The 24,488-nt window shown below is 68.0% G+C and carries 25 protein-coding genes and 1 tRNA gene; 13 read left to right on the top strand and 13 right to left on the bottom strand.

Annotated features, from left to right (window positions below; translation table 11 throughout):
* Window positions 1-61 precede the first annotated feature (61 nt).
* On the top strand, window positions 62-2,455 hold the full coding sequence (locus tag AX750_RS07520; protein ID WP_066720032.1) for a transketolase: 2,394 nt from the start codon (window positions 62-64) through the stop codon (window positions 2,453-2,455).
* Between the two features lie 115 nt (window positions 2,456-2,570).
* On the opposite strand, the gene AX750_RS07515 is transcribed toward AX750_RS07520, so the two are convergent.
* The 3 genes from AX750_RS07515 to AX750_RS07505 all read right to left on the bottom strand — a co-directional run bounded on the left by AX750_RS07515 (window position 2,571) and on the right by AX750_RS07505 (window position 4,858).
* The gene (locus tag AX750_RS07515; RefSeq protein ID WP_066720035.1) at window positions 2,571-2,876 is read right to left on the bottom strand and encodes a hypothetical protein; all 306 of its coding nucleotides are present in this window, start codon (window positions 2,874-2,876) and stop codon (window positions 2,571-2,573) included.
* 90 nt (window positions 2,877-2,966) lie between these two features.
* Entirely contained in the window at window positions 2,967-3,758 is a 792-nt protein-coding gene (locus AX750_RS07510) for a hypothetical protein (protein ID WP_066720038.1), read from the bottom strand.
* A gap of 2 nt (window positions 3,759-3,760) precedes the next feature.
* Entirely contained in the window at window positions 3,761-4,858 is a 1,098-nt protein-coding gene (locus AX750_RS07505) for a hypothetical protein (protein ID WP_156446517.1), read from the bottom strand.
* 462 nt (window positions 4,859-5,320) lie between these two features.
* On the opposite strand from AX750_RS07505, the gene AX750_RS07500 reads away from it, so the two are divergent.
* Both AX750_RS07500 and AX750_RS07495 read left to right on the top strand, forming a co-directional pair.
* Complete coding sequence (locus AX750_RS07500; RefSeq protein WP_066720043.1) at window positions 5,321-6,355, top strand: aspartate-semialdehyde dehydrogenase; 1,035 nt, start codon at window positions 5,321-5,323, stop codon at window positions 6,353-6,355.
* Between the two features lie 157 nt (window positions 6,356-6,512).
* Complete coding sequence (locus AX750_RS07495) at window positions 6,513-7,445, top strand: DMT family transporter (RefSeq protein WP_245282336.1); 933 nt, start codon at window positions 6,513-6,515, stop codon at window positions 7,443-7,445.
* Here AX750_RS07495 and AX750_RS07490 read toward each other — a convergent pair.
* Window positions 7,423-8,118 carry a TetR/AcrR family transcriptional regulator gene (locus tag AX750_RS07490; RefSeq protein ID WP_082734914.1) on the bottom strand — a complete coding sequence of 232 codons (696 nt, stop codon included), beginning with the start codon at window positions 8,116-8,118 and terminating at the stop codon, window positions 7,423-7,425. The two genes, AX750_RS07495 and AX750_RS07490, sit on opposite strands and share 23 nt — an antisense overlap.
* Window positions 8,119-8,262: 144 nt before the next feature.
* Between AX750_RS07490 and AX750_RS07485 the strand changes: the two genes are divergently transcribed.
* The 6 genes from AX750_RS07485 (at window position 8,263) to AX750_RS07460 (ending at window position 13,643) form a co-directional block, all read left to right on the top strand.
* Window positions 8,263-9,480: an HlyD family secretion protein gene (locus AX750_RS07485; RefSeq protein ID WP_082734915.1), complete on the top strand. Its 1,218-nt coding sequence runs from the start codon at window positions 8,263-8,265 to the stop codon at window positions 9,478-9,480.
* Window positions 9,481-9,641: 161 nt separating this feature from the next.
* Window positions 9,642-11,228: a DHA2 family efflux MFS transporter permease subunit gene (locus AX750_RS07480; protein ID WP_066720048.1), complete on the top strand. Its 1,587-nt coding sequence runs from the start codon at window positions 9,642-9,644 to the stop codon at window positions 11,226-11,228.
* A gap of 199 nt (window positions 11,229-11,427) precedes the next feature.
* Window positions 11,428-11,946: an iron response transcriptional regulator IrrA gene (irrA, locus tag AX750_RS07475; RefSeq protein WP_082733261.1), complete on the top strand. Its 519-nt coding sequence runs from the start codon at window positions 11,428-11,430 to the stop codon at window positions 11,944-11,946.
* Window positions 11,946-12,230 (top strand): (2Fe-2S)-binding protein, encoded by a 285-nt coding sequence (locus AX750_RS07470; protein WP_066720050.1) that lies wholly within the window; start codon window positions 11,946-11,948, stop codon window positions 12,228-12,230. Before irrA ends, AX750_RS07470 begins: the two co-directional genes overlap by 1 nt.
* Before the next feature lie 98 nt (window positions 12,231-12,328).
* Window positions 12,329-12,814, top strand: a complete 486-nt coding sequence (gene bfr, locus AX750_RS07465) for a bacterioferritin (RefSeq protein ID WP_066720052.1) — start codon at window positions 12,329-12,331, stop codon at window positions 12,812-12,814.
* Window positions 12,815-13,097: 283 nt separating this feature from the next.
* Window positions 13,098-13,643 carry an MOSC domain-containing protein gene (locus AX750_RS07460; protein WP_066720088.1) on the top strand — a complete coding sequence of 182 codons (546 nt, stop codon included), beginning with the start codon at window positions 13,098-13,100 and terminating at the stop codon, window positions 13,641-13,643.
* 111 nt (window positions 13,644-13,754) lie between these two features.
* Here AX750_RS07460 and AX750_RS27045 read toward each other — a convergent pair whose 3' ends face one another.
* Complete coding sequence (locus tag AX750_RS27045; protein WP_066720055.1) at window positions 13,755-14,399, bottom strand: cold-shock protein; 645 nt, start codon at window positions 14,397-14,399, stop codon at window positions 13,755-13,757.
* 149 nt (window positions 14,400-14,548) lie between these two features.
* A complete protein-coding gene (locus AX750_RS07450; protein WP_066720059.1) occupies window positions 14,549-15,799 on the bottom strand; it encodes a Zn-dependent hydrolase in 1,251 nt (416 codons plus the stop codon).
* Between the two features lie 112 nt (window positions 15,800-15,911).
* Here AX750_RS07450 and cls point away from each other — a divergent pair, with 112 nt between their 5' ends.
* Complete coding sequence (gene cls, locus AX750_RS07445; protein ID WP_197432802.1) at window positions 15,912-17,228, top strand: cardiolipin synthase; 1,317 nt, start codon at window positions 15,912-15,914, stop codon at window positions 17,226-17,228.
* Here cls and AX750_RS07440 read toward each other — a convergent pair.
* The 5 genes from AX750_RS07440 to AX750_RS07420 all read right to left on the bottom strand — a co-directional run bounded on the left by AX750_RS07440 (window position 17,225) and on the right by AX750_RS07420 (window position 20,264).
* The gene (locus AX750_RS07440; protein ID WP_156446518.1) at window positions 17,225-17,536 is read right to left on the bottom strand and encodes a hypothetical protein; all 312 of its coding nucleotides are present in this window, start codon (window positions 17,534-17,536) and stop codon (window positions 17,225-17,227) included. The two genes, cls and AX750_RS07440, sit on opposite strands and share 4 nt — an antisense overlap.
* Before the next feature lie 33 nt (window positions 17,537-17,569).
* Entirely contained in the window at window positions 17,570-17,767 is a 198-nt protein-coding gene (locus AX750_RS07435) for a DUF3606 domain-containing protein (RefSeq protein WP_066720064.1), read from the bottom strand.
* Between the two features lie 42 nt (window positions 17,768-17,809).
* Window positions 17,810-19,177, bottom strand: coding sequence for an MATE family efflux transporter (locus tag AX750_RS07430; protein ID WP_066720067.1), 1,368 nt, complete (start codon window positions 19,175-19,177; stop codon window positions 17,810-17,812).
* A gap of 504 nt (window positions 19,178-19,681) precedes the next feature.
* Window positions 19,682-19,756: transfer RNA gene (locus AX750_RS07425), tRNA-Val, on the bottom strand.
* A gap of 148 nt (window positions 19,757-19,904) precedes the next feature.
* Window positions 19,905-20,264: a response regulator gene (locus AX750_RS07420; RefSeq protein WP_038363805.1), complete on the bottom strand. Its 360-nt coding sequence runs from the start codon at window positions 20,262-20,264 to the stop codon at window positions 19,905-19,907.
* 260 nt (window positions 20,265-20,524) lie between these two features.
* On the opposite strand from AX750_RS07420, the gene AX750_RS07415 reads away from it, so the two are divergent.
* Window positions 20,525-21,445: an N-formylglutamate amidohydrolase gene (locus tag AX750_RS07415; protein WP_066720071.1), complete on the top strand. Its 921-nt coding sequence runs from the start codon at window positions 20,525-20,527 to the stop codon at window positions 21,443-21,445.
* Window positions 21,446-21,773: 328 nt separating this feature from the next.
* Window positions 21,774-22,556: a histidinol-phosphatase gene (hisN, locus tag AX750_RS07410; RefSeq protein ID WP_066720073.1), complete on the top strand. Its 783-nt coding sequence runs from the start codon at window positions 21,774-21,776 to the stop codon at window positions 22,554-22,556.
* On the opposite strand, the gene AX750_RS07405 is transcribed toward hisN, so the two are convergent.
* A complete protein-coding gene (locus AX750_RS07405) occupies window positions 22,461-23,525 on the bottom strand; it encodes an alpha/beta hydrolase (protein WP_082734917.1) in 1,065 nt (354 codons plus the stop codon). The two genes, hisN and AX750_RS07405, sit on opposite strands and share 96 nt — an antisense overlap.
* A 211-nt stretch (window positions 23,526-23,736) precedes the next feature.
* On the opposite strand from AX750_RS07405, the gene AX750_RS07400 reads away from it, so the two are divergent.
* Window positions 23,737-24,210, top strand: a complete 474-nt coding sequence (locus AX750_RS07400) for an Hsp20 family protein (protein ID WP_066720097.1) — start codon at window positions 23,737-23,739, stop codon at window positions 24,208-24,210.
* Window positions 24,211-24,296: 86 nt separating this feature from the next.
* On the opposite strand, the gene AX750_RS26410 is transcribed toward AX750_RS07400, so the two are convergent.
* The coding region (locus tag AX750_RS26410; protein ID WP_197432801.1) for a hypothetical protein at window positions 24,297-24,488 on the bottom strand (192 nt) is incomplete at its 5' end.

Here is a 24,488-nt window from a genome sequence, read left to right as displayed (position 1 = left end):
GATTACGGTTCACATCGCGCCGCGCTTCCCGCATGATCGGGAATCTCTGGAGAGCCGCACCATGTCCGATCCGCGCCTGCCGATTCTCGCCGAACTCGAGAAGAAGATCCTCTGGCTCGCCTCCTGGACGATCCACAACGCCAACCATCTGCGCGACAGCGCCGACGGGATGAAGGTGGGCGGCCACCAGGCCTCTTCCGCCTCGCTGGCGACGATCATGACGGCGCTTTACATGGCGGCGCTGCGCCCGCAGGACCGCGTGGCGGTGAAGCCGCACGCCTCGCCGATCTTCCATGCGATCAACTATCTGATGGGTCTGCAGACCCGCGAGAAGCTCGAGAATTTCCGCGGCTACAAGGGCGCGCAGAGCTATCCTTCCCGCACCAAGGACATCGACGACGTCGATTTCTCGACGGGCTCGGTGGGCTTAGGCGTGGCGCAGACGCTGTTCTCCTCGCTGACGCAGGATTATGTCCGCGCTCATGGTTGGGGTCTGGCGCGTCCCGAGGGCCGGATGGTCTCGCTGATCGGCGACGCCGAACTCGACGAGGGCAACATCTTCGAGGCCCTGATGGAGGGCTGGAAGCACGGCCTGCGCAACACCTGGTGGGTGATCGACTACAACCGCCAGTCGCTCGACGCGGTCATCCGCGAGGGACTCTACGACCGCTTCGAGACGATGTTCCGCAATTTCGGCTGGGATGTCGTGACGCTGAAATACGGCTCGCTGCAGCAGGCCGCCTTCAAGGAAAAGGGCGGCGAGCGGCTGAAGGCCTGGATCGATTCCTGCCCGAACCAACTCTATTCGGCGCTGACCTTCCAGGGCGGCGCGGCCTGGCGCAAGCGGCTGATGGACGATCTCGGCGACCAGGGGCCGGTGACGCAGCTGATCGAGCGCCGCTCGGACGCCGAGCTCTCGAAGCTGATGTGCAATCTCGGCGGGCACGACCTGCCCTCGATCCTCGAGGCGTTCGAGGCGATCGACCATGACCGGCCGGTCTGCTTCCTGGCCTACACCGTCAAGGGCTTCGGCCTGCCGCTGGCCGGGCACAAGGACAACCATGCCGGGCTGATGACCAAGGAGCAGATGGAGGGCTTCCGGGCTGCCAATGGCGTCCGCCCCGGTCATGAATGGGATCTGTTCGAGGGGCTCTCGCTTCCCGAGAGCGAGATCCGCGCCTTCCTCGACCGCGTCCCCTTCTTTGCCGAGGGGCGCCGGCGGCTGAGCGCGCCGGCGCTACCGGTGCCGGCCAAGCTCGAGGCCGGCATCCAGCCGGTGATGTCGACGCAGATGGGCTTCGGCAAGATCCTCGACGAACTTGCCAAGGCGGGCGGGCCGCTGGCGGACCGGATCGTGACGACGGCGCCGGACGTCACGGTCTCGACCAATCTCGGCCCGTGGGTGAACCGGCGCGGGCTCTTCGCCAAGGCCTCGATGGCCGACACCTTCAAGGACGAGCGCATCCCCTCGATGCAGAAATGGGAGTTCTCGCCCAAGGGCCAGCATGTCGAGCTCGGCATTGCCGAGATGAACCTGTTCATCAATCTTTCGGCGCTCGGCCTCTCGCACGCCACCTTCGGCGAGCGGCTGATCCCGATCGGCACGCTCTACGACCCCTTCATCTCGCGCGGGCTCGATGCGCTGAACTATGCCTGCTACCAGGATGCGCGTTTCATGGTGGTGGCGACGCCTTCGGGCGTGACGCTGGCGCCGGAAGGCGGGGCGCATCAATCGATCGCGACGCCGCTGATCGGCATGAGCCAGGACGGTCTCTGCGCCTTCGAGCCGGCCTTTGTCGACGAGCTGGCGGTGATGATGCGCTGGTCCTTCGCGTACCTGCAGAAGGATGGCGAGGGTGATCCGGACGAGCGCACCTGGCTGCGCGACGAAACCGGCGGCTCGGTCTATTTGCGCCTCTCGACGCTGCAGCTGGAGCAGCCGCAGCGGGCGATGACCCCCGAGCTCGAAAGCGACATCATCGACGGGGCCTATTGGCTGCGGAAGCCGGGTCCCAACGCCTCGGTCGTGATCGCCTATACCGGGGCCGTCGCGGCGGAGGCGATCAAGGCGGTCGGGTTGCTCGGCGAGGACCGGCGCGATGTCGGCCTGCTCGCGATCACCTCGGCCGACCGGCTCAATGCCGGCTGGCAGGCGGCCGAGAGGGCGCGCCAGCGTGGGAACCACCGCGCCACCAGCCATGTCGAGCGGCTGCTCGGCGATCTCTCACGCGATTGCGGCATCGTCTCGGTGCTGGACGGGCATCCCGCGACGCTGGCCTGGCTCGGCAGCGTGCATGGCCACAAGCAGAAGGCGCTCGGCGTCGAGCATTTCGGCCAGACTGGCACCGTCGCGGATCTCTACCGGCATTTTGGCATCGACGCGAACGCGATCGTCCATGCTGCGCAGGCGGCGGCGCCGGGCCGGCCGGTGCGCTATCTGAAGGCTTTGCCTTAAGGCGCCCAACGCCATTCTCGGGCGGCGCGTAGCGCCGACCCGAAAATCTCATGATGCGAAAGAGCTGGTTTTCGAGATGGTCGGGTCAAGCCCGACCATGACGGTGGCCTTGTGCTCAGAAGCGCGGCGTCGAGAAGGTGTTTGCGAAGGGGTTGGTGCCGGCGCCGATGCGGCCGGGCAGGGTGTCCTCACCATAGAAGCTGCCGAAGCTGGCATAGGTCGGCGTCGCGCCCATGTGCTGGCTGGCGTAGCGGTTCATCGAGCCAACCGGGACGACGTTGCCGAGATCGAAATAGCTGCGCTTCTGCACGGTCACGCGCAGCGGGCCGCGGCGGTTCTGTGCTTCCGCGAAGGAGACCCACACGGTCGACGCCGCGACGGAGAGGGCGAAAACGGCGGCGAGACGCTTGAGCGAACCCATGGCGACGACATCTCCAGAACAGCGGCGATCCGCTTGGTGCGAGAACGAGACTCTATGGTGAATCCTAGACTACCGTAGTTAACGATTTTGTCAGCGCGGCCACAGCGGAAATGTGTCGCCGGAGCCGCCGGCCATGCCGACGACGCCGCCCTTGCGGTCCCGGACAACCCGCCGCGTGCCGGGCGGGTAGAAGGTTGTGTTCTGGCACAGGGCGGGCTGGCTCGCGCGGCCCGCGAGATAGGCCAGGGCCATCGATTCGCGTCGCCCGGATTCGAGCTTCAGCCGGTCGATCAGGCAGGCGAGGGAGGCCGCGTTGGCGTCCTGCTGACCGGCGGCGCAGTAATAGCCGCCGAGGGCGAAGGCGGATGTCTCGAAGGCGTTGCGGAAGACGATGCAGGTCCGCACGCGGCCGTCGAACTCCTGATAGATCAGGTCGCGGCCGGTGAAGGCCCCCCAGCGGGTCGTCATCGTGTAGTGCGGCCCGCCGACGCGCGGACGCAGCACGCGCAGAGGCTCGAACTGCCAGAACAGCGGGGTGGTCAGGGTGAAGGGCCGGCCGGCCTCGTCGGGGTCCGCCAGGACGAGTGCGGCGAAGGCCTCGCCCGTGCCCGGCCCGCCGAACTGCCAGCCTTCCTCGCGGCCCCGCGTCGGGTGGGTGGCGACGAGCGGCGTCCCCCGCAGGCCCGACGGCTCGATCGCCCAGGAAAAGGCGGGCTGCCCCCGTCCGATGGCTGGCATCTTGCCGTAGAGCCACCAGGCCAGGAGCAGGATCAGCAGGAAGACAGCGGCGCCGAGGGCGAGAAACAGAAAGCGTGCGACGCCCAGCGCCGCCGTTCCCGTGGCTTCGATCACGGCCATGGCGCGTGGGGCTTCGGCCGTCATGGTCAGCGCTTCTCGGGGCGACGCGCCGCCGCCGGGGGCGACGCGGTCTTCGTCCGCAGAGCGGGGGTGGGGGCGTCGGCGTCGAGCCAGGAGACCTTGCGCCCGCTGGCGGAGAGGCGGGGCGGCGCACAGCCCGGCTGGCGATTCAGCTCGCTGCGCGCGAAGGCGCCGCGCAGGGCGGGATCCTCGCCGGCATTCAGGAGATCGATGCGATCGATCAGGCAGACGAGCTGGCGGCGGTCGGCCGGCTTGCCCTCGCCGCCACACCACCATCCGCTCAGGGCCAGCGGCACGGTTCCGCCCTCCATCCGGAAGGCGATGCAGGCGCGGCCGGATGCCCCGTCGCTCAGCGTCACATCGGCGGCCTCGACCGGGCCGAAACGCGTCTCGATGGCGGCCGGCAGGCTGCTGCGCTGCACCGACAGGCCGCGCGCCGCGGCCATGCGCACCAGCGCGACGATGAAGGGTCGGGACAGCTCGGCGCGCTCGTGCTGCACGGCGAGCCGCAAGGCGAGATGCGGCTTCGGCTCGCCAAAGTTGCCGAAGCTGAGAAGATCCTCGCGCCGCGTTCCGTCCGCGCTGCGGCGCGCGTCGAGCACGGCCGGCTGGCGCTCCAGTTCCGGCGATTCCAGGCCGAAGATCGGGATCGGCCGGGCGATGGCGACCCAGCTCTCCTGGTCCGCCGCGCCGGTGCGTCGGGGCGTGGTCGACCCGGCAGGCGGCAGCGGCGCCGGCTCCGAAAGTGTGGAGTAAGAGGAGATGGTCGCCTCGCTCTGCGAGGACAGGGCCGTGACCAAGGCGCCGGCCGCGCCGATGCCGGCCGCGGCAGCCAGACCGCGCCAAAGGAGGCCGGTGGTCAGGCGGAAGGCCGGCAGGCGCAGGACGCGCCGGACCGTGGATGCGAGGCGGCCGAGCGCCCGGACGACGTCTTCGATGCGGTCAGCGCCGCGGATGAGCGCCGCAGTCACGTCGAAGCGGGCAAGCCTCGCGCCGAGGCCGGCCGGCAGCGCTCGAAGGCGCGCGAAGCCTGCCGACGCGAGGGGGCGTCGCAGCTTTTCGGCCCAGGGCCGCATCACCAACAGGAACTGACCCGACGCCACGCGCAAACCATCCGCCTCCGCCGCCGAACCCGCGGCCTCGCCCGCGCCGAAGGTGGGCGAGGGGCGGTCAGCAGGCCGTTACCGGCGCAGCGGTTTCGCGATGCAGCGTGAATCGTTGGTCAACGCACAGGGTTAACGCGCCGGTGCGCAGACCGTCCCGCGGGCGCTTCGATTGACTTTTGCGCGTCCAGGGTGTTCTCACAGGCGATGTCGCGCCGGGCACAGTTCCGCGCGCGACAACGCGATGTCTTCAGCCCTTCGGGATTGGCCTCTGTGACCGTCCGTCAGACGACGAAACGCACGACCAAAACGGCGACCGGGACCACCGGCACGCTGCGCTGAAACTCGCCTCGGTTCCGGGTCCCTCTCCCCCCGGCGGGGGCTGACGCCGGACCCGCCCCTTCATCGGGCGGACGGTGCCGAGGGGGAGACCAACCGGGATCATCCGAAAGGAACATCATCATGAGCTTCAAGGTCGCGATCGTCGGCGCCACGGGGAATGTGGGCCGCGAGATGCTGGACATCCTGGCCGAGCGGGCCTTCCCGGTCAGCGAGGTCGTCGCGCTGGCCTCCTCGCGCTCCGTCGGCACCGAGGTCTCCTTCGGCGACCGTACGCTGAAGTGCCGCGCGCTTGAGCATTACGATTTCTCCGACACGGATATCTGCCTGATGTCGGCCGGCGGCGAGGTCTCGAAGGCGTGGTCGCCCAAGATCGGCCAGCAGGGTTGCGTCGTGATCGACAACTCCTCGGCCTGGCGCATGCACCCCGACGTGCCGCTGATCGTGCCGGAGGTGAACGCCGCCGCCACGGCCGGCTTCACCAAGATGAACATCATCGCCAATCCGAACTGCTCGACCGCGCAGCTCGTCGTGGCGCTGAAGCCTCTGCACGAGAAGTACGGCGTCAAGCGCGTCGTCGTCTCGACCTATCAGTCGGTCTCCGGCGCCGGCAAGGAGGGCATGGACGAGCTCTTCAACCAGACGCGCGCCGTGTTCTCGGCCGGCGAGGTGACCAGCAAGAAGTTCCCCAAGCGGATCTCCTTCAATCTCATTCCGCAGATCGACGTCTTCATGGAGGACGGCTTCACCAAGGAAGAGTGGAAGATGATGGTCGAGACCAAGAAGATCCTCGACCCCAAGATCAAGCTGACCGCGACCTGCGTGCGTGTGCCGGTCTTCATCGGCCATTCCGAAAGCGTCAACATCGAGTGCGAGAAGCCGGTCACGGCCGACGAGGCACGCGAGGTGCTGCGTTCGGCGCCGGGTCTGCTCGTGATCGACAAGCACGAGCCGGGTGGCTACATCACGCCCCATGAGGCGGCCGGCGAGGACGCGACCTACATCTCCCGCATCCGCGAGGACAATACGGTCGAGAACGGCCTGGCCTTCTGGTGCGTCTCCGACAATCTGCGCAAGGGCGCGGCGCTGAACGCGGTGCAGATCGCCGAGGTGCTGATCAACCGCAAGCTGATCCAGCCGCGGCAGAAGGCGGCCTGAGCCGCACCGTCAGCGCGATCAGACGACGGCGAGGCGGGCCCCTGCGGCCCGCCTTTTCCGTTGCGCCTGTCCGCTGCATGTGCGCCGTCCGTTCTTTGCGCAACCGATCGCCGGCAAAGCTCTCTAGGATCGCAGTCCCCGCCGCTGCGATTCTGCCGTGCCGAACGCTCCCCAGACCGAACCGCCGCCTCCTGTGCTGCCCGCTGCCCCGCTGCCCATGCGCAGGGACGCGCCGCTGCGCGGCATCGCCTTCGTGCTGCTGGCGAGCATCTTCCTGACCTCGGCCGACATGGTCTCCAAGCTGCTCACGCAGCAAATCTCGCCGCTGCAGGTCAGCTGGCTTCGCTACTGCACCTTCACCCTGATCATGCTCGGCATCGTCTGGCGCAGCGGGGGGCTCGCCCGCCTGTCGACCCAGCGCCCGACGCTGCAGGTCCTGCGCGGGATCGGCCTCCTGGCGTCGTCCGTGCTCTTCGTGATGGCGCTGCGCTACATGCCTCTGGCGGACGCGACTGCGACCGGCTTCGTCGCGCCACTCTTCGTCACCGCGCTGTCGATCCCGATCCTGCGCGAAACGATCGGCTGGCGGCGCTGGACCGCGACGCTGGTCGGCTTCGCCGGAGTGCTGATCGTGGTGCGGCCGGGCGGTGCGGGGTTCCAGATCGCCTCGCTGCTGGCGGTTGCCTCGGCCCTGTCATGGGCCTTCGCGATGATCATGACGCGGATGATGAGCCGCACCGAGAGTCCGCTGACGACGCTGGCCTATTCGGCCCTGGTCGGCCTCTGCCTGCTCAGCCTCGCGGTTCCCTTCGTCTGGACGCCGGTGACGCCGACCGTCCTCGCGATGGGCATGTTCGTCGGACTGTCCTCGACCATGGGCCACTGGCTGATCGTGCTGGCCTATCGCCATGGCGATGCCTCGCTGCTGGCGCCCTTCTCCTATATCCAGCTGCTGTGGGCCTCGCTCTTCGGTCTTTTCGTCTTCAGCGTGCTGCCCGATCTCTGGACGCTCGTCGGCGCCGTGATCATTGCGGGCTCGGGGCTCTACACCGCCCATCGCGAGCGCATCAAGGCGCGCGAGGCGGGCTGAGCGTGGCGCGCAGGGCCGGAGTGGCGTAGCGCGCCAGGAACATCGCGACCGCTTCATCGACCACCCGCCGGATCTCGGCTTCCGAGGGCGGTCGAGGGTCCGCATTGAACAGGCGGGGACGCAGCAGGGTCGCCTGGCAGAGATCGATGAACTGGCTGGCCGCGAGAAAGCTGTCGTCGATTGCAAGATCGCCCGCCGCGACGCGACCTTCCAAAAAGGCACCGAGACGCTGCCCGCCGAGCAGCGGGCCGCGTTCGTAAAAGGCGCGGCCGATCTCCGGCATGCGCTCGGCCACGCCGAGCACGATCCGGTGAGCGCTCAGCGAGAACGGATCGGTCAGAAGCCTGATCAGATTGGCGCCAAACCCCGCCAGCGCCCGCGGCAAATCGGGATGCTCCGTGAGCGCATCGTAGATGTGCTGGCGGTGCTTTTCCCGTTCGCGCTCGATCAGCGCGACGAAGAGATGCTCCTTGTCCTCGAAATAGACATAGAGCGTGCCCTTGGAGACGCCGGCGGCGGCGGCGATTTCGTTCATGCTCGCGGCGTCGAAACCCTGGGCGTGGAAGATCGCCTGCGCGCCATCGAGAATCTGGCGACGCTTTTCGGGATCCATCCCCGCGACCCGACGGTTGCGGGCTGCGGCTTTGGGCCGTCGATCGGCCGTTCTGTTCATCGGTTCCATCCGTCAGGCGCAGGACGCATCTGCAAAATCATCGAACCGCCTGGTTCGATTCGCTCTTGATATGCCGCGAGACGCGGGCTAGTTCAATATCAATCGAACCGCTTGGTTCGAATTGTTCGTGATCGGGAAGATCCCATGGCTGCCGAAATCCTGCCTGAGGCGCGCGGCGAGGTGCGGCGCGACCGTTTGAAACTGGTCGAACCGGCGAAGGCGGCTCCGGACGCTGCCCCCGCGGGGGTCGAGGCGCGCCGCGCTGGCGAGACGGCGCCGGAGGCAGACAGCACGTCCGCATCGAAGCCATCGCCCCGCAGATCCATGATCCGCCGCGCGGGACTGGCGCTGGTCGGCACCGCCCTGCTGGGCGCCGGACTCTGGTTCGGGGCCGACTGGTGGTTCAATGGCCGCTTCATCGTCTCGACCGACGATGCCTATGTCGGCGCCGAGATGGCGACGATCTCGGCCAAGCTCTCGGCCAATGTCACGAGCGTCAGCGTCACCCAGAACCAGGAAGTGAAGGCGGGGCAGCCGCTCGTCGCCCTCGACGATGGCGACTGGCGGCTCGCGCTCGACAGCGCACGCGCCAAGACCGCCACGGCTCTGGCGACGCTCGCGCGCATCGACAGCCAGATCGAGGCCGGGCAGGCAAGTCTGCAGCAGGCCCAGGCGCAGGAGGTCTCGGCCCAGGCTGGCGTCACCCGCACGGTGGCCGATTTCGAGCGCGCCAGCAGTCTCGCCGCCAAGTCCTATGGCTCCCAGGCGACGCTGGATGCAGCGACGGCCGCGCGCGATCAGGCGAAGGCCTCGCTCGGCAGCGCCGTGGCCGGCGTCGCCGCCGCACAGGCCAATGTCGAGGTGCTGAAGGCCCAACGGGTCGAGGCGGCAAGGCAGGTCGAGGAGCTGAAGATCGCCGAGCAGAAGGCGGAGCGCGACCTCGGCTTCACCCGCGTCACGGCGCCGATCTCGGGGCTCGTCGCGAACACGAATGTGCAGCTCGGCGACCTCGTCAGCGCCGGCAAGCGGCTGATGTCGATCGTGCCGCTGGACCAGGTCTATGTGGATGCCAATTTCAAGGAGACGCAGGTCGGGCCGCTGAAGATCGGCGACAGGGCGACGATCACGGTCGATGCGCTGCCAGGCCAGGTCTTCGAAGGGCGCGTCAGCGGCATCAGCGGCGGCACCGGCTCGGTCTTCACGCTGCTGCCGCCTGACAACGCGACCGGCAATTTCACGAAGATCGTCCAGCGCGTGCCGGTTCGCATCGCCCTCGCCCCCGAGGCCACGGCGCGCCATGTGCTGCGGCCCGGCATGTCGGTGGTGGTCAGGATCGATCCGCGGCCTTCAGGGCAGCGCTGACGGGCCGAGCAACCCGCAACCGTCATCCCGGGCGACCGCAGGGAGACCCGGGATCCATGCCTGAACCTCACCAATCCATGCTCCGGCATGGATCCCGGATCGGCGCCGCTGACGCGGCTTGTCCGGGATGACGAGGAGGTTCACGAGAAGGAACGGCCGCCATGGCCACCGCGACCCTGACCAGCCCGGCGGGCAGCCCGCCGGCCGACGACGCCATTCCGATGCGCCGGATCTTTGCCTTCGTGGCGATGGTCTTCGGCATGTTCATGGCGATCCTCGACATCCAGATCGTCTCGGCTTCGCTGGCGGAGATCCAGGCCGGCCTCTCGGCCTCTTCGGACGAGATCGCCTGGGTGCAGACGGCCTATCTGATCGCGGAAGTGATCATGATTCCGCTCTCCGGCTATCTCAGTCGGGCGCTGTCGACCCGCGTTTTCTTCACCATCGCCGCGGCCGGCTTCACCATCGCCAGCGTGCTCTGCGCGATGTCGTCCTCGATCAACGAGATGATCCTGTGGCGGGCGGTCCAGGGCTTCATCGGCGGCGGCATGATCCCCGGCGTCTTCGCCGCCGCCTTCACGATCTTCCCGGCCTCCAAGCGTCCCGTCGTCTCGCCGCTGATCGGGCTGGTGGCGACGCTGGCGCCGACGATCGGCCCCACCGTTGGCGGCTATCTCAGCAGCGCATTCTCCTGGCACTGGCTGTTCCTGGTCAATGTCGTGCCCGGCATCGGCGTCACCATCGCCGCCTGGACGCTGATCGATTTCGACAAGCCGCAGAAGGGGCTGTTGAAGCGCTTCGACTGGCTCGGCCTGCTCGGGATGGCGGGCTTCCTCGGCAGCCTCGAATATGTGCTGGAGGAAGGCACACGGCTGGACTGGTTCGAAAGCCACGAGATCGTCTTCTTCACCGTCGTCATGGTCTTCGGCGCGGTGCTGTTCTTCTGGCGCGCTCTGACGCGGGACGATCCCTTGGTCGATCTCTACGCCTTCACCAACCGCAACTTCGCCTTCGGCTCGCTGTTCTCCTTCTGCATGGGCATCGGCCTCTACGGGCTGACCTATCTCTACCCGGTCTATCTCGGGCGCATCCGCGGCTATGACGCGCTCCAGATCGGCGAGACGATGTTCGTCACGGGCCTATGCATGTTTTTGACGGCTCCCATCGCCGGCAAGCTCTCCGCCAAGATCGATCCGCGCGTGCAGATGATGATCGGCTTTGCGGGCTTCGCGCTCGGCACCTGGATCGCCAGCGGCATCACCGCGGACTGGGATTTCCACGAACTGCTCGCGCCGCAGATCCTGCGCGGCGTCTCGCTGATGCTGTGCATGGTGCCGATCAACAATCTCGCGCTCGGCACGCTGCCGCCTGCGCAGCTCAAGAACGCGTCGGGGCTCTACAACCTCACGCGCAATCTCGGCGGCGCGGTCGGGCTCGCGCTGATCAACACGATGCTCAACAACCGGACCGACCTCCACATCGCACGGCTGCACGAGCACGTCGCGGCCGGCCGGCAGGTGGCGGAGGAGGCGATCGCCCAGACGATGCAGCGCTTCCTCGACTATGGCGACGCGGCCGAGCAGATGGCGCTCGCGCTGATCAACCAGAGGGCTCACAAGCAGGCGCTGATCCTGGCCTTCGGCGACGTCTTCCTCGGGCTGACCTGCATCTTCGCGGCGCTCGTCGCGCTGGCGCTGTTCATGCGCAAACCCCCGGCCGCGCAGCCCGGTGCCGGTGGCGGCCACTGAGAGCCGAGCCGCCGCGGGACCGGGGTGCGGGGCGGGATGCCGCAGCCCCTGCGATTGACAAGCGGGCCTCACTTCGACAAATAATAGAGCAATATCAGTAGTTTAGATGTTTTCTAAACTACGCGCCGCAAAGCCGGCGATGTGGAAGGCGTCTTCGATGAGTTTTTCGTCCCCGAAGGATCAGACCGCGCAGCGGGCCATGGCCGACCAGATTCCCTGGCCGCAGAAGAGCCCGGCCTCCTGCCCGATCAGTGCCGTGAAGGCGCGGCTGCGGACGGCCGGCCTGCGGCCGACACGCCAGCGCATGGCGCTGGGCTGGCTGCTCTTCGCCAAGGGCGACCGCCATGTCAGCGCCGAGATGCTCTATGAGGAGGCGCTGCGCGCTCGCGAGCCGCTCTCGCTCGCCACCGTCTACAACACGCTGCGCCAGTTCTCCGAGGCCGGGCTGCTGCGCCAGGTTTCGGTCTCCGGGCCGAAAACCTTCTTCGACACCAATGTCTCCGAGCATCACCATTTCTACAACGAAGATGACGAGACGGTCGTCGACATCCCGGGCTCGACGATTCAGGTCGCCGGGCTGCCCGAGGCGCCGGAGGGCATGATGATCTCCTCGGTCGAGGTCATCGTGCGCCTGCGCCGCGCCGACGGTCAGGAGATCGAGACCCGCACCACCGAGCATCGCGGCCATGAGGGCCGGGTCGCAGCGGGCGGACACTGATGATCGTCTGCTCCTGCAACGTCCTGTCCTGCCATCAGATCAAGGGCACCATCGCCCCTGACGGCACGGGCCCGCGGACGGCGGGAGAAGCCTATGACTGCCTCGGCTGCAGCCCCGATTGCGGGCGCTGCGCCCGCGAGGTGCGCGCCATCCTCGCGGAGGCGCGGGCGGCCTGCATGACACAGTGCGGTTCCTGCGCGGCGCGCGACATCGAGTGCACGGTCCACGTCGCCGTTGGGCAGATGATGGACGGGCTCGACGCCGAGAACGACCTCGCCGCCTGAGCCCGCCAACGGGGCCGGCTGCGATATTGGTCCTTCCCTTTCGGGACGCGCTATCCTACATTAGGATCATTCTAATGTAACGGGGGAGCCTCAGTGCCATGAAGGGTGACAAGAAGGTCATCGAATACCTCAACAAGGGGCTTCGCTCCGAGCTGACGGCGATCAACCAGTACTGGCTGCACTATCGGATCCTCGACAATTGGGGTCTGAAGGAGATGGCCAAGACCTGGAAGAAGGAATCGATCGAGGAAATGGTCCATGCCGACCGCTTCGTCGACCGCATCCTCTTCCTCGAGGGCTTCCCGAACATGCAGACGCTCGATCCGCTGCGGATCGGCGAGAACGTCAAGGAAGTGATCGAGGCCGATCTGAAGGCCGAGATCGAGGCCCGCGCGCTCTATCAGGAAGCGGCGAGCTATTGCCGCGAGGTCGGCGACTACCCGTCCGAGGACCTGTTCAAGGCCCTGATGAAGGACGAGGAAGGCCATATCGACTTCCTCGAGACGCAGCTCGACCTCATCGGCCGCATCGGCATCGAGCTCTACACCCAGAAGCATATGGGCGGTCTCGACGAGGACCACTGAGCCTCCAGCCGTTTGGGCAGGATCTTGCGAAGCCGGTTCCGCGATGCGGGGCCGGCTTTGTCATGAGCGGCACGTGTTGATCAACCTGCGTCGTCCAGCGCGGTTTTCCTGGAATTTTGGAAGTAGGCTGTCATCCCGGACGCAGCGAAGCGGAGATCCTGGATCCATACCGGAGCGCTGGTGAGGGAGGTTCCGGAATGGGTCCGGGGTCACGCCCGGGACGACCGCGTGTTTCCACGTCACATCATTCAACGAGGATGATCTCAGGAGGGCGATGCGGGTGATGACAACCGCCACAGTGATCTCGGTGAGCGCGGCGATGGGACATCGCTTCAGCAAGCCGGTTCAGGACTCGATCCGCCTGCTCGCCGGGCTCGGCGTCGAGGGCGATGCCCATTGCGGCGAGACGGTGAAGCACCGCTCGCGGGTCGCAGTCGATCCGACGCAGCCCAATCTCCGGCAGGTCCATCTCATCCACGCCGAACTCCTCGACGAGCTGAACGCCGCCGGCTTCGACGTCGCGCCGGGGCAGATGGGCGAGAACCTGCTGACGCGCGGGCTCGACCTGCTGGGCCTGCCGGTCGGCGCCCGACTGAGGTTTGGGCAGCAGGCGCTGGTCGAGATCACCGGCCTGCGCAACCCCTGCGCCCAGATCGAGGCCTTCCGGCCCGGCCTGCTCGCCGCCGTTCTGGGGCGCGATGCGGAAGGCCGGCTCGTGCGCAAGGCCGGCATCATGGGCATCGTGCTGGAGGGCGGGGCGGTCGCGCCGGGGGATGCTATCGCGGTCACGCTGCCGGCCCTGCCGCACCGGGCGCTGGAGCGGGTGTGAGGCCGCAGCGGGTTCGTCCCGTGCTTTACGGCTCCAACGTGGCCGTCGCCGCCCATAAAGAAACCCGCCGGCGCGAACCGGCGGGTCTGATCGTTGGGCGGTGCGGGAGCGTCAGATGTAGCTGACGTTCGCCGCTTCGGGGCCCTTCTTGCCGGCGCGAATCGAGAAGCGCACGCGCTGCCCGTCCATCGGCGGCTGAAGGCCGCTGCGGCTCAGCGAGGAGACGTGCAGGAACACGTCGGCGCCGCCCTGGTCGGGCGCGATGAATCCGAAGCCGCGCTCCGCGTTGAAGAACTTCACGGCGCCGTCGAAGGGGCCTTCCATCGGGCCGCTGTCGCGGTTGCCGAAGCCGCCACGATCGGAATAGCCGCCGCGATCGCCGCCACCATAACCGCCGCGGTCGCCGCGATCGGCATAGCCGCCACCGCCGCCATAGCCGCCGCCGAAATCGTCACGCGGGGCGCGCGGCGCCCGCGGGGCAGTCTGCGTCGCGGTCGAGGCGTCGATCTCGTGCACGGCCACCACCTGCAGGCCGCGGCGGCCCTCGCCGAGGTCGGCGATGATCGTCGCGCCGGGAAGCAGGTCCTGCTGGTCGAGCGGGCCGATCGCAGAAATGTGAAGGAAAACGTCGCCCGAACCGTCGGAGGGCGACGCGAAACCGAACCCCTTCTCGGGATCGAACCATTTGACCTTGGCTTCGATATTTTCGTGCGTGACAAAAGGCTGGGCGGCAGGAGGCTTGCGACGATCGTACATGGAGCTTCGAGGCTGAGTGAGCGGGAAATCGCAATCTAGCGCAAGTAAAGCGTGGCGTCATCGGGGGTGAAGCGTAATTTATTGCCGTCCTGAGCCCATTCCGGAGGAAGCGTCGTGCAAGCGCACCGGTGCTTTGCCGGCACAAGCCTTCATTCGACCCGGTCGGCCCGCGCCAGCACGGCCCGCAACAGCACGTCGAGACCCGGTTCGAGGTCCTCGCGCGAGCAGAACTCCCCGTTATTGTGGGTGATGCCGCCCCGGCACGGTGTGAAGATCATCGTGGTGGGGGCGTGGCGCGCGACGAAATAGGCGTCGTGCCCGGCCTGGCTCAGAATGTCGCGGTGGCGATATCCCCGGGCGCTGGCGATGCCGCGGACCTGCTCGACGAGTTCGGGCGCGAAGATGTTTCCACCCCATTGCCAGATATCGAGGATCTCGACGCTGCAGTCCGCCTTCGCCGCCGATTCGTAAGCCGCGCGGCGCATCGCCTCGGCCATCACGGCGGAGGTGGTGGGGTCCGGATGGCGAACGTCGCCGACCGCCTGGGCCCAGTCGGAGAGGATGCCGGGCTTGTTCGGCCAGGCGACGAGGCGGGCGGCGGTCGCCTTGCCGCCCGTGCCGGCATGGACCCAGCCGAGATCGTCGACCGCGACGAGGAAGCGCGCGCCGGCAATGAGCGCGTTCTTGCGCCACTCCATCGGCCAGGGGCCGGTATGGGCGGTCTCGCCCCTGAACTCGATCAGCATGCCGGTGGAGGGAAAGCCGCCGGTGACGACGCCGACCTGCATGCCCTCGCGATCGAGGATGGGCCCCTGCTCGATATGGAGTTCGTAATAGGCGTCGAAGGCATGGGGCGTCTCCTCCATCTCGCCGCGATAGCCGATGCGGGCGAGCTCGTCGCCGAGCCGGCGGCCCTCCTCGTCGACGCGTCCATGGGCCCAGTCGAGCGTATAGGCGCCGGTGAAGGTGCCCGATCCCACCATGGGCGGCGAGAAGCGCGCGCCTTCCTCGTTGGTCCAGTTGACCAGCTCGATCGGCCGGCGGGTGCGATGGCCGATCGTGTCGAGCGCCCGGCAGACCTCGAGCCCGCCGAGAACGCCGAGAATGCCGTCGAAGCGGCCGCCATTGAACTGGGTGTCGAGATGGCTGCCCATCACCACCGGCGGCAGATTGTCGTCCGTGCCGGCGCGGCGCGCGAAGATGTTGCCGATGCCGTCGATGCGGACGGAGAGCCCGGCCTCGCGGCACCAGGCGACGAACTGGTCGCGAACCTCCCTGTCCGCATCGGAGGCGGCGAGGCGCGAGAGGCCGCCGGGCCGGCCGGGCCCGATCTCGGCGGAGCGCTCCATCGTCGCCCAGAAGCGGTCCATGTCGATGCGGGCGGGGGCGGTCATGTCCATGGCGTCGTCTTCGGTTGGGGCGGCTCGCCCGGTGCGGGCGCGTCCCTGACTATCGTGGCAGAGCCGGGCAGCGGGCAATGCCCGCCGCCGCGGGGAACCCATCCGCCGCCGCATGGGTTTGCCATCGGCGAAGCTGGCGGGGGCCCTGATGAGATTGCTGAAGAACCGGCTCGTCATCGCGATCGTGTCGGCAGTACTCGGCGCGGTCGGCTGGCTGGTGGCAGAGAACCTGATCCCGGAACGAAAGGATCTGGGGAAGCCGCTGCCGCATCATCTTGCAGCGGGGGACCCCCAGTTCGGCCGGTCGATGGCCGCGCTGTTCGGCTCGAACATGCTGCCCGGCAACCGCATCGAAACGCTCGTCAACGGCAACGAGATCTTCCCGGCGATGCTGAAGGCGCTGCGCGGGGCGACCCAGACCATCACTTTCGAAACCTATATCTACTGGCGCGGCGATGTTGCCGATCAGTTCGCCGAGGTGCTGTCGCAGAAGGCGCGGGAAGGCGTGAGCGTCAAGGTGCTGCTCGACTGGGTCGGCAGTATCCCGATGGAGGAGGCTCTGGTCGAACGGATGAAGGCGGCGGGCGTCGAGGTCGTCCGCTTCCGCCCGGTGGCCTGGAGCACGCTCGACAAGGTCAATAATCGCACCCATCGCAAGATCGTCGTGGTCGATGGCCGCATCGGCTTCACGGGCGGCGTCGGTATCGGCGACGAGTGGAACGGCGACGCCCGCACCAAGGCCGAGTGGCGCGACAACCATTACCAGGTCGAGGGGCCGGTCGTGGCCGAACTCCAGGCCGCGTTCGCCGAGCACTGGCTGGAGGCCGGGGGCGAATTGCTGATGGGTGACCGTTTCTTCCCGGCCCTCGCGCCCGCTGGCGACAGTCCGGCCCAGGTGGTCGCGAGTTCCACGAATCAACGCAGCGTCATGCATCTGATGCTGATGACGGCGCTGTCTTCGGCAAAGACGCGGATCCGGCTCGGCACGCCCTATTTCGTTCCGGACGAGACGACCCGTAAGCAACTGCTGGATGCCCGCAAGCGCGGGGTGGAGATCGACATCCTCATCCCCGGCCCGATCACCGATGCCCGCATCGTCCACAAAGCCTCGCGCCATTTCTGGGGCGAGTTGCTGGACGCAGGCATCCGCATCCACGAGTTCGAGCCGACCATGTATCACTGCAAACTCGTGGTGGTGGACGAGGCCTGGGCTTCCGTGGGCTCGACGAATATCGACGACCGGGCCCTGCGGCTGAACGACGAGGTCAATCTCAACGCCTATGATCCGGCCTTCGCCCGCGCGCAGATCGCGGTGTTCGAGGCGGATCTGAAGCGGGCGCGGCCGTATACGCTGGCGCAGTGGCAGGCGCGGTCGTCCTGGGAGCAACTGTCGGACTGGCTCGCGAGCCTGCTGCGCTCGCAGATCTAGCGATCCCGCCTCATGACCGCTTTGCCGCAGACATCATCGCCGCGCAGCCAGGCCTCGCGGCCCCAGTTGCGGTAGCGCAGGCGCAGCGAAATCCAGAAGCCGAAGAACGGCGCGAACAGCAGGCTTAAGGCCAGGGCAACGATCAACAGGTGGGCCGCATGCTCTGCCAGGGGCGGGATCGACAGCACCAGCGTCGTCCCGAAGCCGAAAAGGACGGTCTGGACGATCGCGCCGCAGATCACCGCCAGGAACAGGTCGATATCGAAATCGTCTTCGAAACGCTGCATGGCCGCCTCCTGACGCGTCAACGGCGGGAGGCGGCCGGCAGTTCCGGGGCGAGGCTAGCGGTCCCCGCTCAGGGTCTGGCGCCGCAACTCCTCCTCGACAGCCGCGGCCGATGAGCCCGCCTTGCGGACGGCCTCTTCGAGCTGGCTCTTCGAGATGCCGAATTTGTCGGTCCAGTAGCGGACCTCGTAATCCTCGCCGAGATTGATGCGCGAGCGATCCTGCGGCCCGCGATTCGTCCTGTCGTCAGCCATGGGCGGTCTCCTTCTCTCTCGGAAGGAATCGCGCAGGGGGCGTCAGGTTCCCGGATCCGGCGCAGCCGGCATCAGGCCGAGCCGCTCGCGGGCCGCCCAGCGTCCCAGCATCAGCGCCGCGACCAGCGCCAGCGCGACGGCGAGGCCGATCCAGATGCCGCTGCCGGCCAGCGGCGTGCCGAAGCCCAGCGCGACCGAGAGCGGCAGCCCGATCACCCAGTAGCCGAGCCCGGCATAGAGCATCGGGATGCGCGTATCGCCGAGGCCGCGCAGCAGGCAGGAGCCGACGACCTGCGCCCCGTCGACGATCTGAAAGATCGCAGCGAAAACCAGGAAATGCATCGCCAGCGCCGCGACCTCGATCGCGCCGGGACGGCTGACGTCGAGGAAGGGGCGCACCAGCCAGTGCGGCGCCAACCACATCACGAGGGCCGTCAGCGCCATGAAGCCGACGCCGAGCACGATCGCGACCTGCCCGGCGCGGCGAATGCCGTCGCGGTCGCCGGCACCGAAGGCGCGGCCGACGCGCACCGTCGCAGCCTGGCCGATGCCCATCGGCACCATGAAGGTCAGCGACGCGATCTGGATCGCGATGGCGTGGGCGGCGAGCGCGGTGGGGCCGATGAGGCCCATCAGGAAGGCGGCCCCGTTGAAGATCACGACCTCGAAGGCGAGCGTCGCGCCGATCGGCAGGCCGAGCCGCCAGAAGGCGCGGTAGCGCGGCCAGTCCGCGACCCAGAAGCGGCCGAACAGGCGGAAACGCCGGAATTGCCGGTTGCGCAGCACGAGGGCGGCGAGACCAGCAAACATCAGCACGGAGGAGAGGGCGGTGGCGAGGCCCGAACCGGGCAGGCCCAGCGCGGGCAGGCCGAGCCGGCCAAACATCAGCACCCAGTTGGCGAAGGCGTTGAACAGTACCGCGGCCAGCACCACCAGCATCGCGGCCAGCGGGCGCTGCAGCGCCGCGACGAAGCCGCGCAGCACGAGGTAGAAGAAGAAGGGCAGCAGGCTCCATTGCAGCGCCCGGACATAGCTGCCGGCTGCCGCGGAGAGCGCGCGGTCCTGACCCATTGCGGCGAGAACGGCTTCTGCCTGCCAGAGAAAGAGCCACATCGGCCCGACCAGCGTCGCCGCTGCCCAGAAGCCCTGGCGCACGGTGCGCCTGATCTCGCGCACCGCATGGCGGTTGCGCCCGAGCTCGATCGAGAGCATCGGCGACACGGCTGCCATGACGCCGATCCCGAAGATCAGCACCGCCATGTAGAGATTGGAGCCGAGTGCGCCGGCCGCGAGCGCATCGGGGCCGAGCTGCCCCATCATCATCACGTCGGTTGCCGTCATCGCCGTCTGGGCGAGATTGGTCAGAACCAGCGGCCAGCCAAGACGCAAGGTCGCCCCCGCCTCGGCCATCCAGGCGGAGCGAGACGAGGTGAGCGAGAGGGATTGCGCGGGGGAGGGCATGGGGGGCTGCTTCTAGCCCGCGCCGAACGCCTGCGACAGCCCGCATCGACGGGGCTGCCACCCGTCTGGCGCAATCGCCCGGCCGCCTCTGCCGGCCGGGCGAGAAGAAAAGCTCAGCGCGCCGTCAGCCGGGCGAAGAGATCGCGCGTCACGTTCAGCACGCGCTCGCGAAGCTCCGGCCGGGTCGCCAGCATCCAACCGGCCGCTCCGGCGAGAATCATCCTGAACATGGTCGCATTTCCTCTCGGCAAGTCGGCGGACGGTCCCGCCCCACGCCCGCCCAACGCCCGTGGTGCCGGAAGGTTCAGGGCGGGGCGCCTGATCAGGTCGGCGTGCGGTGCGCGTCGGGCGGTGCGGCGGAGCCGTGAAACCGGAGAGGCTGCGCTCATCGCAGGCGCCAAAAGCAAAAACCCCGGACACCGCTCTTGGGAGCGATCTCCGGGGCTTTGAAGATGGTGGGCGCGACAGGGATCGAACCTGTGACCCCTACGATGTCAACGTAGTGCTCTCCCGCTGAGCTACGCGCCCGTCTGCCGCGTCGGGATAACGTCGCGGCGGCCGGAACAGGTTGCGCCGTTGCCGGGCGACCATGTTGCGAGGTGTGCGGCTATAGCCGCTCGCTTCGAGCCTTGCAAGGCGCTTTGTCGAGAAAGCGTCACAGGCCTGTCGGCGGCCGTCAGGCCGCCAGCAGCTTCTCGACCTCGTTCACCAGCTCGCGCAGGTGGAAGGGCTTGGAGAGCACCTTGGCATCCTTGGGCGTCTGCGAATCGGGGTTCAGCGCCACGGCCGCGAAGCCGGTGATGAACATCACCTTGATGTCGGGGTCGAGCTCGGTGGCGCGGCGCGCCAGCTCGATGCCGTCCATCTCGGGCATGACGATGTCCGTCAGCAGCAGCTCGAAGGGCTCTTCGCGCAGCCGGTTATAGGCCGAGAGCCCATTGTCGAAGGAGGCCACGTCATAGCCCGCATTCTGCAGGGCCTTGACCAGGAAACGGCGCATGTCGTTGTCGTCTTCGGCGAGAAGTATCTTGGTCATGGGCCTGATCTGTCCGTCCCGTAAGGCCTGTGTCTGGTGCAGCGGGGGCCGGCGGCGTAGCCCGGTCCCGGTCTCGACTCGTATTCGCGCTCCATCCCCGCGCGACCGCGGCGGCAGGGTTATCGGCCCGCCCCCGCAGTGGGAACCCACGGTTTCTATAAGGCATCAGTATGGTAAACAACGGGTGAATCCGTGGGCGCTTGCCGCTGCGCGCCTGTGGCGCTTCAACCCAGCCGCTTTGTGTGCTTCTGTCGGCGGCGATGAGCGAGCCATCCCGCCCCCTTTCCACCGGCCCGGAAGACGTCGTCGCCGAGATCGAGCGGCCCTACACGCTGTATCAGCCGGCGCTGCACATCGTGCCGGTGGTGGTCGACGTCCCGCATGCGGGCCGGCGCTATCCCCGGGCCTTCGTCGAGCGCGCAAGGCTGCCGCTGCGCTCGCTGCGCCGCTCCGAGGACGCCTATGTCGACCGGCTCTTCGCCCGCAGCGTGACTCTGGGTGCGCCGCTGCTGGCGGCCGAGTTCCCGCGGGCCTATCTCGACGTCAATCGCGAGCCCTACGAGCTCGATCCGCGCATGTTCGAGGGGCGGCTGCCGCCCTTCGCCAACACCCGTTCCCTGCGGGTCGCGGGCGGGCTGGGGACGATCCCGCGCATCGTCGGCGACGCGCACGAGATCTATTTCGGCCGGATTCCGGTGGAGGAGGCGCTGACGCGGATCGATTCGCTGTACCGGCCCTATCACGCCGGGCTGCGCGACCTGGTGCAGCGGACCCAGCGCGCCTTCGGCACCTGCATCCTGGTCGACGCGCATTCGATGCCCTCGACCGGGCTGGACCGCGAGGGGCCGGTGAAGCCCGATATCATCCTGGGGGATCGGTTCGGCACGAGCGCGGCCGGCTACGTCACCGATGTCGCCGAGGCCGCCTTCACGCGGCTGGGCTTCAGCGTGACGCGCAACCGGCCCTATGCGGGGGGCTTCATCACCGAGCATTACGGCGCGCCCGGCACCGGCGTTCACACGCTCCAGATCGAGATCAACCGCGCCCTCTACATGGACGAGGCGACGCTGCTGCCGCATGGCGGCTTCGTCGTGCTGGAGGAGGCGATCACGGCGGCCATGGCCGAGTGCTTCGCACGCTGGAGCGGCTGGCTCGACGGGTTCCGCCAAGCGGCGGAGTAGGGCGCATGACGGCCCTATGAAGCCGTTGCCACCGCAACAGAAAAAAGGGCCGCACACTTGCGTGGCGGCCCAAGTCTAGGGAGGAAACGCCCAAGGAGGGCAACGAAGGCTTGAGGTCATCGCCCCTTCGCAGTGCACAATATGACGGTGCAGCGCAAAAAAGCAAGTGGCCTGACCAAAATTTTGCGCGAGCCGGCGGCGGATGAGGCATGCGTCAGACGCAGAACGGCGCACTCCAGCGGGGCGGCCAGCACCGGCCGCTTGCCTTCGGCCGGTCCGGCGATCATCAGAAGAGCGGCGCTGCGGATCGGCGCAAGGGGGAACCAGCATGAGCGCGGTCGATTTCGGAGCCTTCGTGGCGGAGCTCGCCACCCAGTCCGGCCGGGCGATCCTGCCCTTCTTCCGCGCCCATCACATGCTCGAAGACAAGTCGCGCGGCGGCGCCTTCGATCCCGTCACCGAGGGGGACAAGGCCGGCGAGACCGTGATGCGCCATCTGATCCGGCGCCAGTTCCCGGCCCATGGCGTGATCGGCGAGGAGTTCGGCAACGAGAATGCCGAGGCCGAGTATTGCTGGGTGCTCGATCCGATCGATGGCACGCGCGCCTTCATCTCCGGCATTCCCGTCTGGGGCACGCTGATCGGGCTGGCGCGCCGGGGCGTGCCGGTCTACGGCATGATGCACCAGCCCTTCACCGGCGAGCGCTACTGGGGCGACGGCGGCGAAGCCCGCTATGACGGTCCGGGGGGAGCGCGCATCCTGCGCACGCGCCAGGTGCGAAACCTGGCCGACGCCACGCTGATGACGACTTCGCCCGCCCTCTTCAAGGGCGAAGAGGCGCAGGCCTATGCCCGTGTCGAGGAGGCCGTCCGGCTCGCCCGCTATGGCTGCGACTGCTATGCCTATTGCATGCTCGCCGCGGGCCATGTCGATCTCGTGATCGAAAGCGGCCTGAAGCCTTATGACATCGTCGCGCTGATCCCGATCATCGAGGGCGCGGGCGGCATCGTCACCTCATGGGACGGAGGCAGCGCCGCCGGCGGCGGGCGCATCCTCGCTGCCGCCAACAAGGCGCTGCATGAGGCCGCGCTGGCGCGGCTCGCCGGCTGAAGCGGGGCCGGCTGCGAGCGGTGCATCCTCGCCGGGAATGAAGGCGTCGAAGGCGGCCCAGAACTGCTCCCGGATCGGATCGCTCTCCATCAGGATCTCGTGGCGCGCCTCGCGCAGGACGAGCGCGCCTCCGGTCTTCAGCCGCGCGGCGAAGCGCTCGATCGCCGGTGTCGAGACGACACGGTCGCGCCCGGCGGCGATCACCAGCGTCGGCACGCGCACCTCGCGGGCGGCGTGGGGGGCGGCCAGCCGCGCCATCAGGCGGAAGGCGGTGCGGACCCAGGCGATGGTCGGGTCGCCGATGCTGAGATGGCGGGCGGCCGCCGAAAGCGCGCTGTTGCGGGCATAGCGGACAGGGTCGCCGCTCAGGCGGTTGCCCTCGAAGGGCTTGGTCGCGATCGCGGTGTCGCCGCCGCCGGGCACGAAGGCCTTGCCGAAGCCGAACCAGAACAGCACGCTCGCAAGCCGGCTGGCGGCCCTCGGATTGTCGATGATGGCGAGCTCGAGCATCGGCGCCAGCGCCACCAGCCGGGAAACGGGCAGGGCGTCCCGGCGGGCGGCGTCGAGGCACAGGGCCGCCCCCATCGAATGAGCGAGGACGAAAAAGGGGCCTGGGCAGCGCTCCTGCATCTGCGCCATGGCCAGCGCCAGATCCGCCTCGTAATGGCGCAGCCAGCCGACATGGCCCTTGCGCTCGCGGCGGACGAAGCGCTGCGAGCCTCCTTGGCCGCGCCAGTCGAAGGTCAGCACATGGAAGCCGCGCCGGCGCAGTTCGGCGGCGGTCTCGCCATAGCGCTCGATGAATTCGGCGCGACCCTGCACCAGGACGACGGTGCCGCGCACGGGCTTCACCGTCGGGCGCCAGCTCGCGAAGCGGACCTTGGCGCCGTCGCGCGTCTGGGCAAACCAGACCCGGCCATGGCCCGGCATCGGATAATCGGGATGGGCGAAGAGTTCGGCGTCGGCCATGGCGGGCTTTCCGGCGGCTGGCTCGCGATCCGGGCGGCGTCGCCACCGATCCGCCGACCCCGTTTATGCCCGCCGGAACGACCTCTTGAAAAGCCGAAAACGTCTTCCCAGATCAGCTCCGTGCAGGCCGGAACGGCTGCACGCACCTGAACCGGGCCCGCGCTCGAGACGAGGCGGGCTGGACATCGACGTCGCTTCTTTGGAGGACATCATGCGTCACTTCGATCTTTCCCCGCTCTATCGCTCGACCGTCGGCTTCGACCGTCTGTTCTCGCTGCTCGACCAGGTCGGCAGCACCGACTCGGCCCCGAGCTATCCGCCCTACAACATCGAGCGCACGGCCGAGAACGCCTACCGCATCACCATCGCGGTCGCCGGCTTCGGCGAGTCCGACCTCTCGATCGAGAGCAAGGAGAACGCGCTGACGGTGCGCGGCGAGAAGCAGGCCAACGACAATGGCGAGAAGCGTGAGATCCTGCATCAGGGCATCGCCGCGCGCGCCTTCGAGCGCCGCTTCCAGCTCGCCGACTATGTGCATGTGACCGGCGCCAGCCTCGAGAACGGGCTGCTCCACATCGATCTCGTCCGCGAGATCCCCGAGGCCAAGAAGCCGCGCCAGATCGCGATCGGCAGCGGCAAGGCGAAGGTCCTCGAGGCCAAGGTGGAGACGGCTCAGGCCGCCTGATCGCTGCTGCGTCCGTCGCCTGAAACAGAGGCGCCCCCGGGAAACCGGGGGCGCTTTTTCGTTGTGGCAGACGAAGGCGGGAGCGCTCACTCCATCGGCGTCACAGGGACGGCGGGCGTCTCCGGTTTCGGTTGGGACGAGGTCGAATCCTGCGGTTGCACGGGCGGCAGCTGGGCGGGAATGCCGGGCTGCTCGGTGCGGGCCAGTGGCGGCGTGCGCTCGCCGCCCTCGGTGCCGCGCACATCCGTGGGATTGACGAGGCGCGGCTTCTCCGCCCC

This window comes from Methylobacterium sp. CCH7-A2, from assembly GCF_001557075.1.
In the GTDB taxonomy this organism is placed as follows: domain Bacteria; phylum Pseudomonadota; class Alphaproteobacteria; order Rhizobiales; family Beijerinckiaceae; genus Allobosea; species Allobosea massiliensis.
The sequence above is the reverse complement of the archived record's forward strand: the minus strand, read 5'-3'. Positions and strand labels throughout refer to the sequence as shown.

Excerpts from the sequence above, each read along its gene's own strand:
- AX750_RS07520 (WP_066720032.1), top strand. The coding sequence starts at position 62 with ATGTCCGATCCGCGCCTGCCGATTCTCGCCGAACTCGAGAAGAAGATC.
- AX750_RS07515 (WP_066720035.1), bottom strand. The coding sequence starts at position 2,876 with ATGGGTTCGCTCAAGCGTCTCGCCGCCGTTTTCGCCCTCTCCGTCGCG.
- AX750_RS07510 (WP_066720038.1), bottom strand. The coding sequence starts at position 3,758 with ATGACGGCCGAAGCCCCACGCGCCATGGCCGTGATCGAAGCCACGGGA.
- AX750_RS07500 (WP_066720043.1), top strand. The coding sequence starts at position 5,321 with ATGAGCTTCAAGGTCGCGATCGTCGGCGCCACGGGGAATGTGGGCCGC.
- AX750_RS07490 (WP_082734914.1), bottom strand. The coding sequence starts at position 8,118 with ATGAACAGAACGGCCGATCGACGGCCCAAAGCCGCAGCCCGCAACCGT.
- AX750_RS07485 (WP_082734915.1), top strand. The coding sequence starts at position 8,263 with ATGGCTGCCGAAATCCTGCCTGAGGCGCGCGGCGAGGTGCGGCGCGAC.
- AX750_RS07480 (WP_066720048.1), top strand. The coding sequence starts at position 9,642 with ATGGCCACCGCGACCCTGACCAGCCCGGCGGGCAGCCCGCCGGCCGAC.
- irrA (WP_082733261.1), top strand. The coding sequence starts at position 11,428 with ATGGCCGACCAGATTCCCTGGCCGCAGAAGAGCCCGGCCTCCTGCCCG.
- AX750_RS07470 (WP_066720050.1), top strand. The coding sequence starts at position 11,946 with ATGATCGTCTGCTCCTGCAACGTCCTGTCCTGCCATCAGATCAAGGGC.
- bfr (WP_066720052.1), top strand. The coding sequence starts at position 12,329 with ATGAAGGGTGACAAGAAGGTCATCGAATACCTCAACAAGGGGCTTCGC.
- AX750_RS07460 (WP_066720088.1), top strand. The coding sequence starts at position 13,098 with ATGACAACCGCCACAGTGATCTCGGTGAGCGCGGCGATGGGACATCGC.
- AX750_RS27045 (WP_066720055.1), bottom strand. The coding sequence starts at position 14,399 with ATGTACGATCGTCGCAAGCCTCCTGCCGCCCAGCCTTTTGTCACGCAC.
- AX750_RS07450 (WP_066720059.1), bottom strand. The coding sequence starts at position 15,799 with ATGGACATGACCGCCCCCGCCCGCATCGACATGGACCGCTTCTGGGCG.
- cls (WP_197432802.1), top strand. The coding sequence starts at position 15,912 with ATGGGTTTGCCATCGGCGAAGCTGGCGGGGGCCCTGATGAGATTGCTG.
- AX750_RS07435 (WP_066720064.1), bottom strand. The coding sequence starts at position 17,767 with ATGGCTGACGACAGGACGAATCGCGGGCCGCAGGATCGCTCGCGCATC.
- AX750_RS07430 (WP_066720067.1), bottom strand. The coding sequence starts at position 19,177 with ATGGCCGAGGCGGGGGCGACCTTGCGTCTTGGCTGGCCGCTGGTTCTG.
- AX750_RS07420 (WP_038363805.1), bottom strand. The coding sequence starts at position 20,264 with ATGACCAAGATACTTCTCGCCGAAGACGACAACGACATGCGCCGTTTC.
- AX750_RS07415 (WP_066720071.1), top strand. The coding sequence starts at position 20,525 with ATGAGCGAGCCATCCCGCCCCCTTTCCACCGGCCCGGAAGACGTCGTC.
- hisN (WP_066720073.1), top strand. The coding sequence starts at position 21,774 with ATGAGCGCGGTCGATTTCGGAGCCTTCGTGGCGGAGCTCGCCACCCAG.
- AX750_RS07405 (WP_082734917.1), bottom strand. The coding sequence starts at position 23,525 with ATGGCCGACGCCGAACTCTTCGCCCATCCCGATTATCCGATGCCGGGC.
- AX750_RS07400 (WP_066720097.1), top strand. The coding sequence starts at position 23,737 with ATGCGTCACTTCGATCTTTCCCCGCTCTATCGCTCGACCGTCGGCTTC.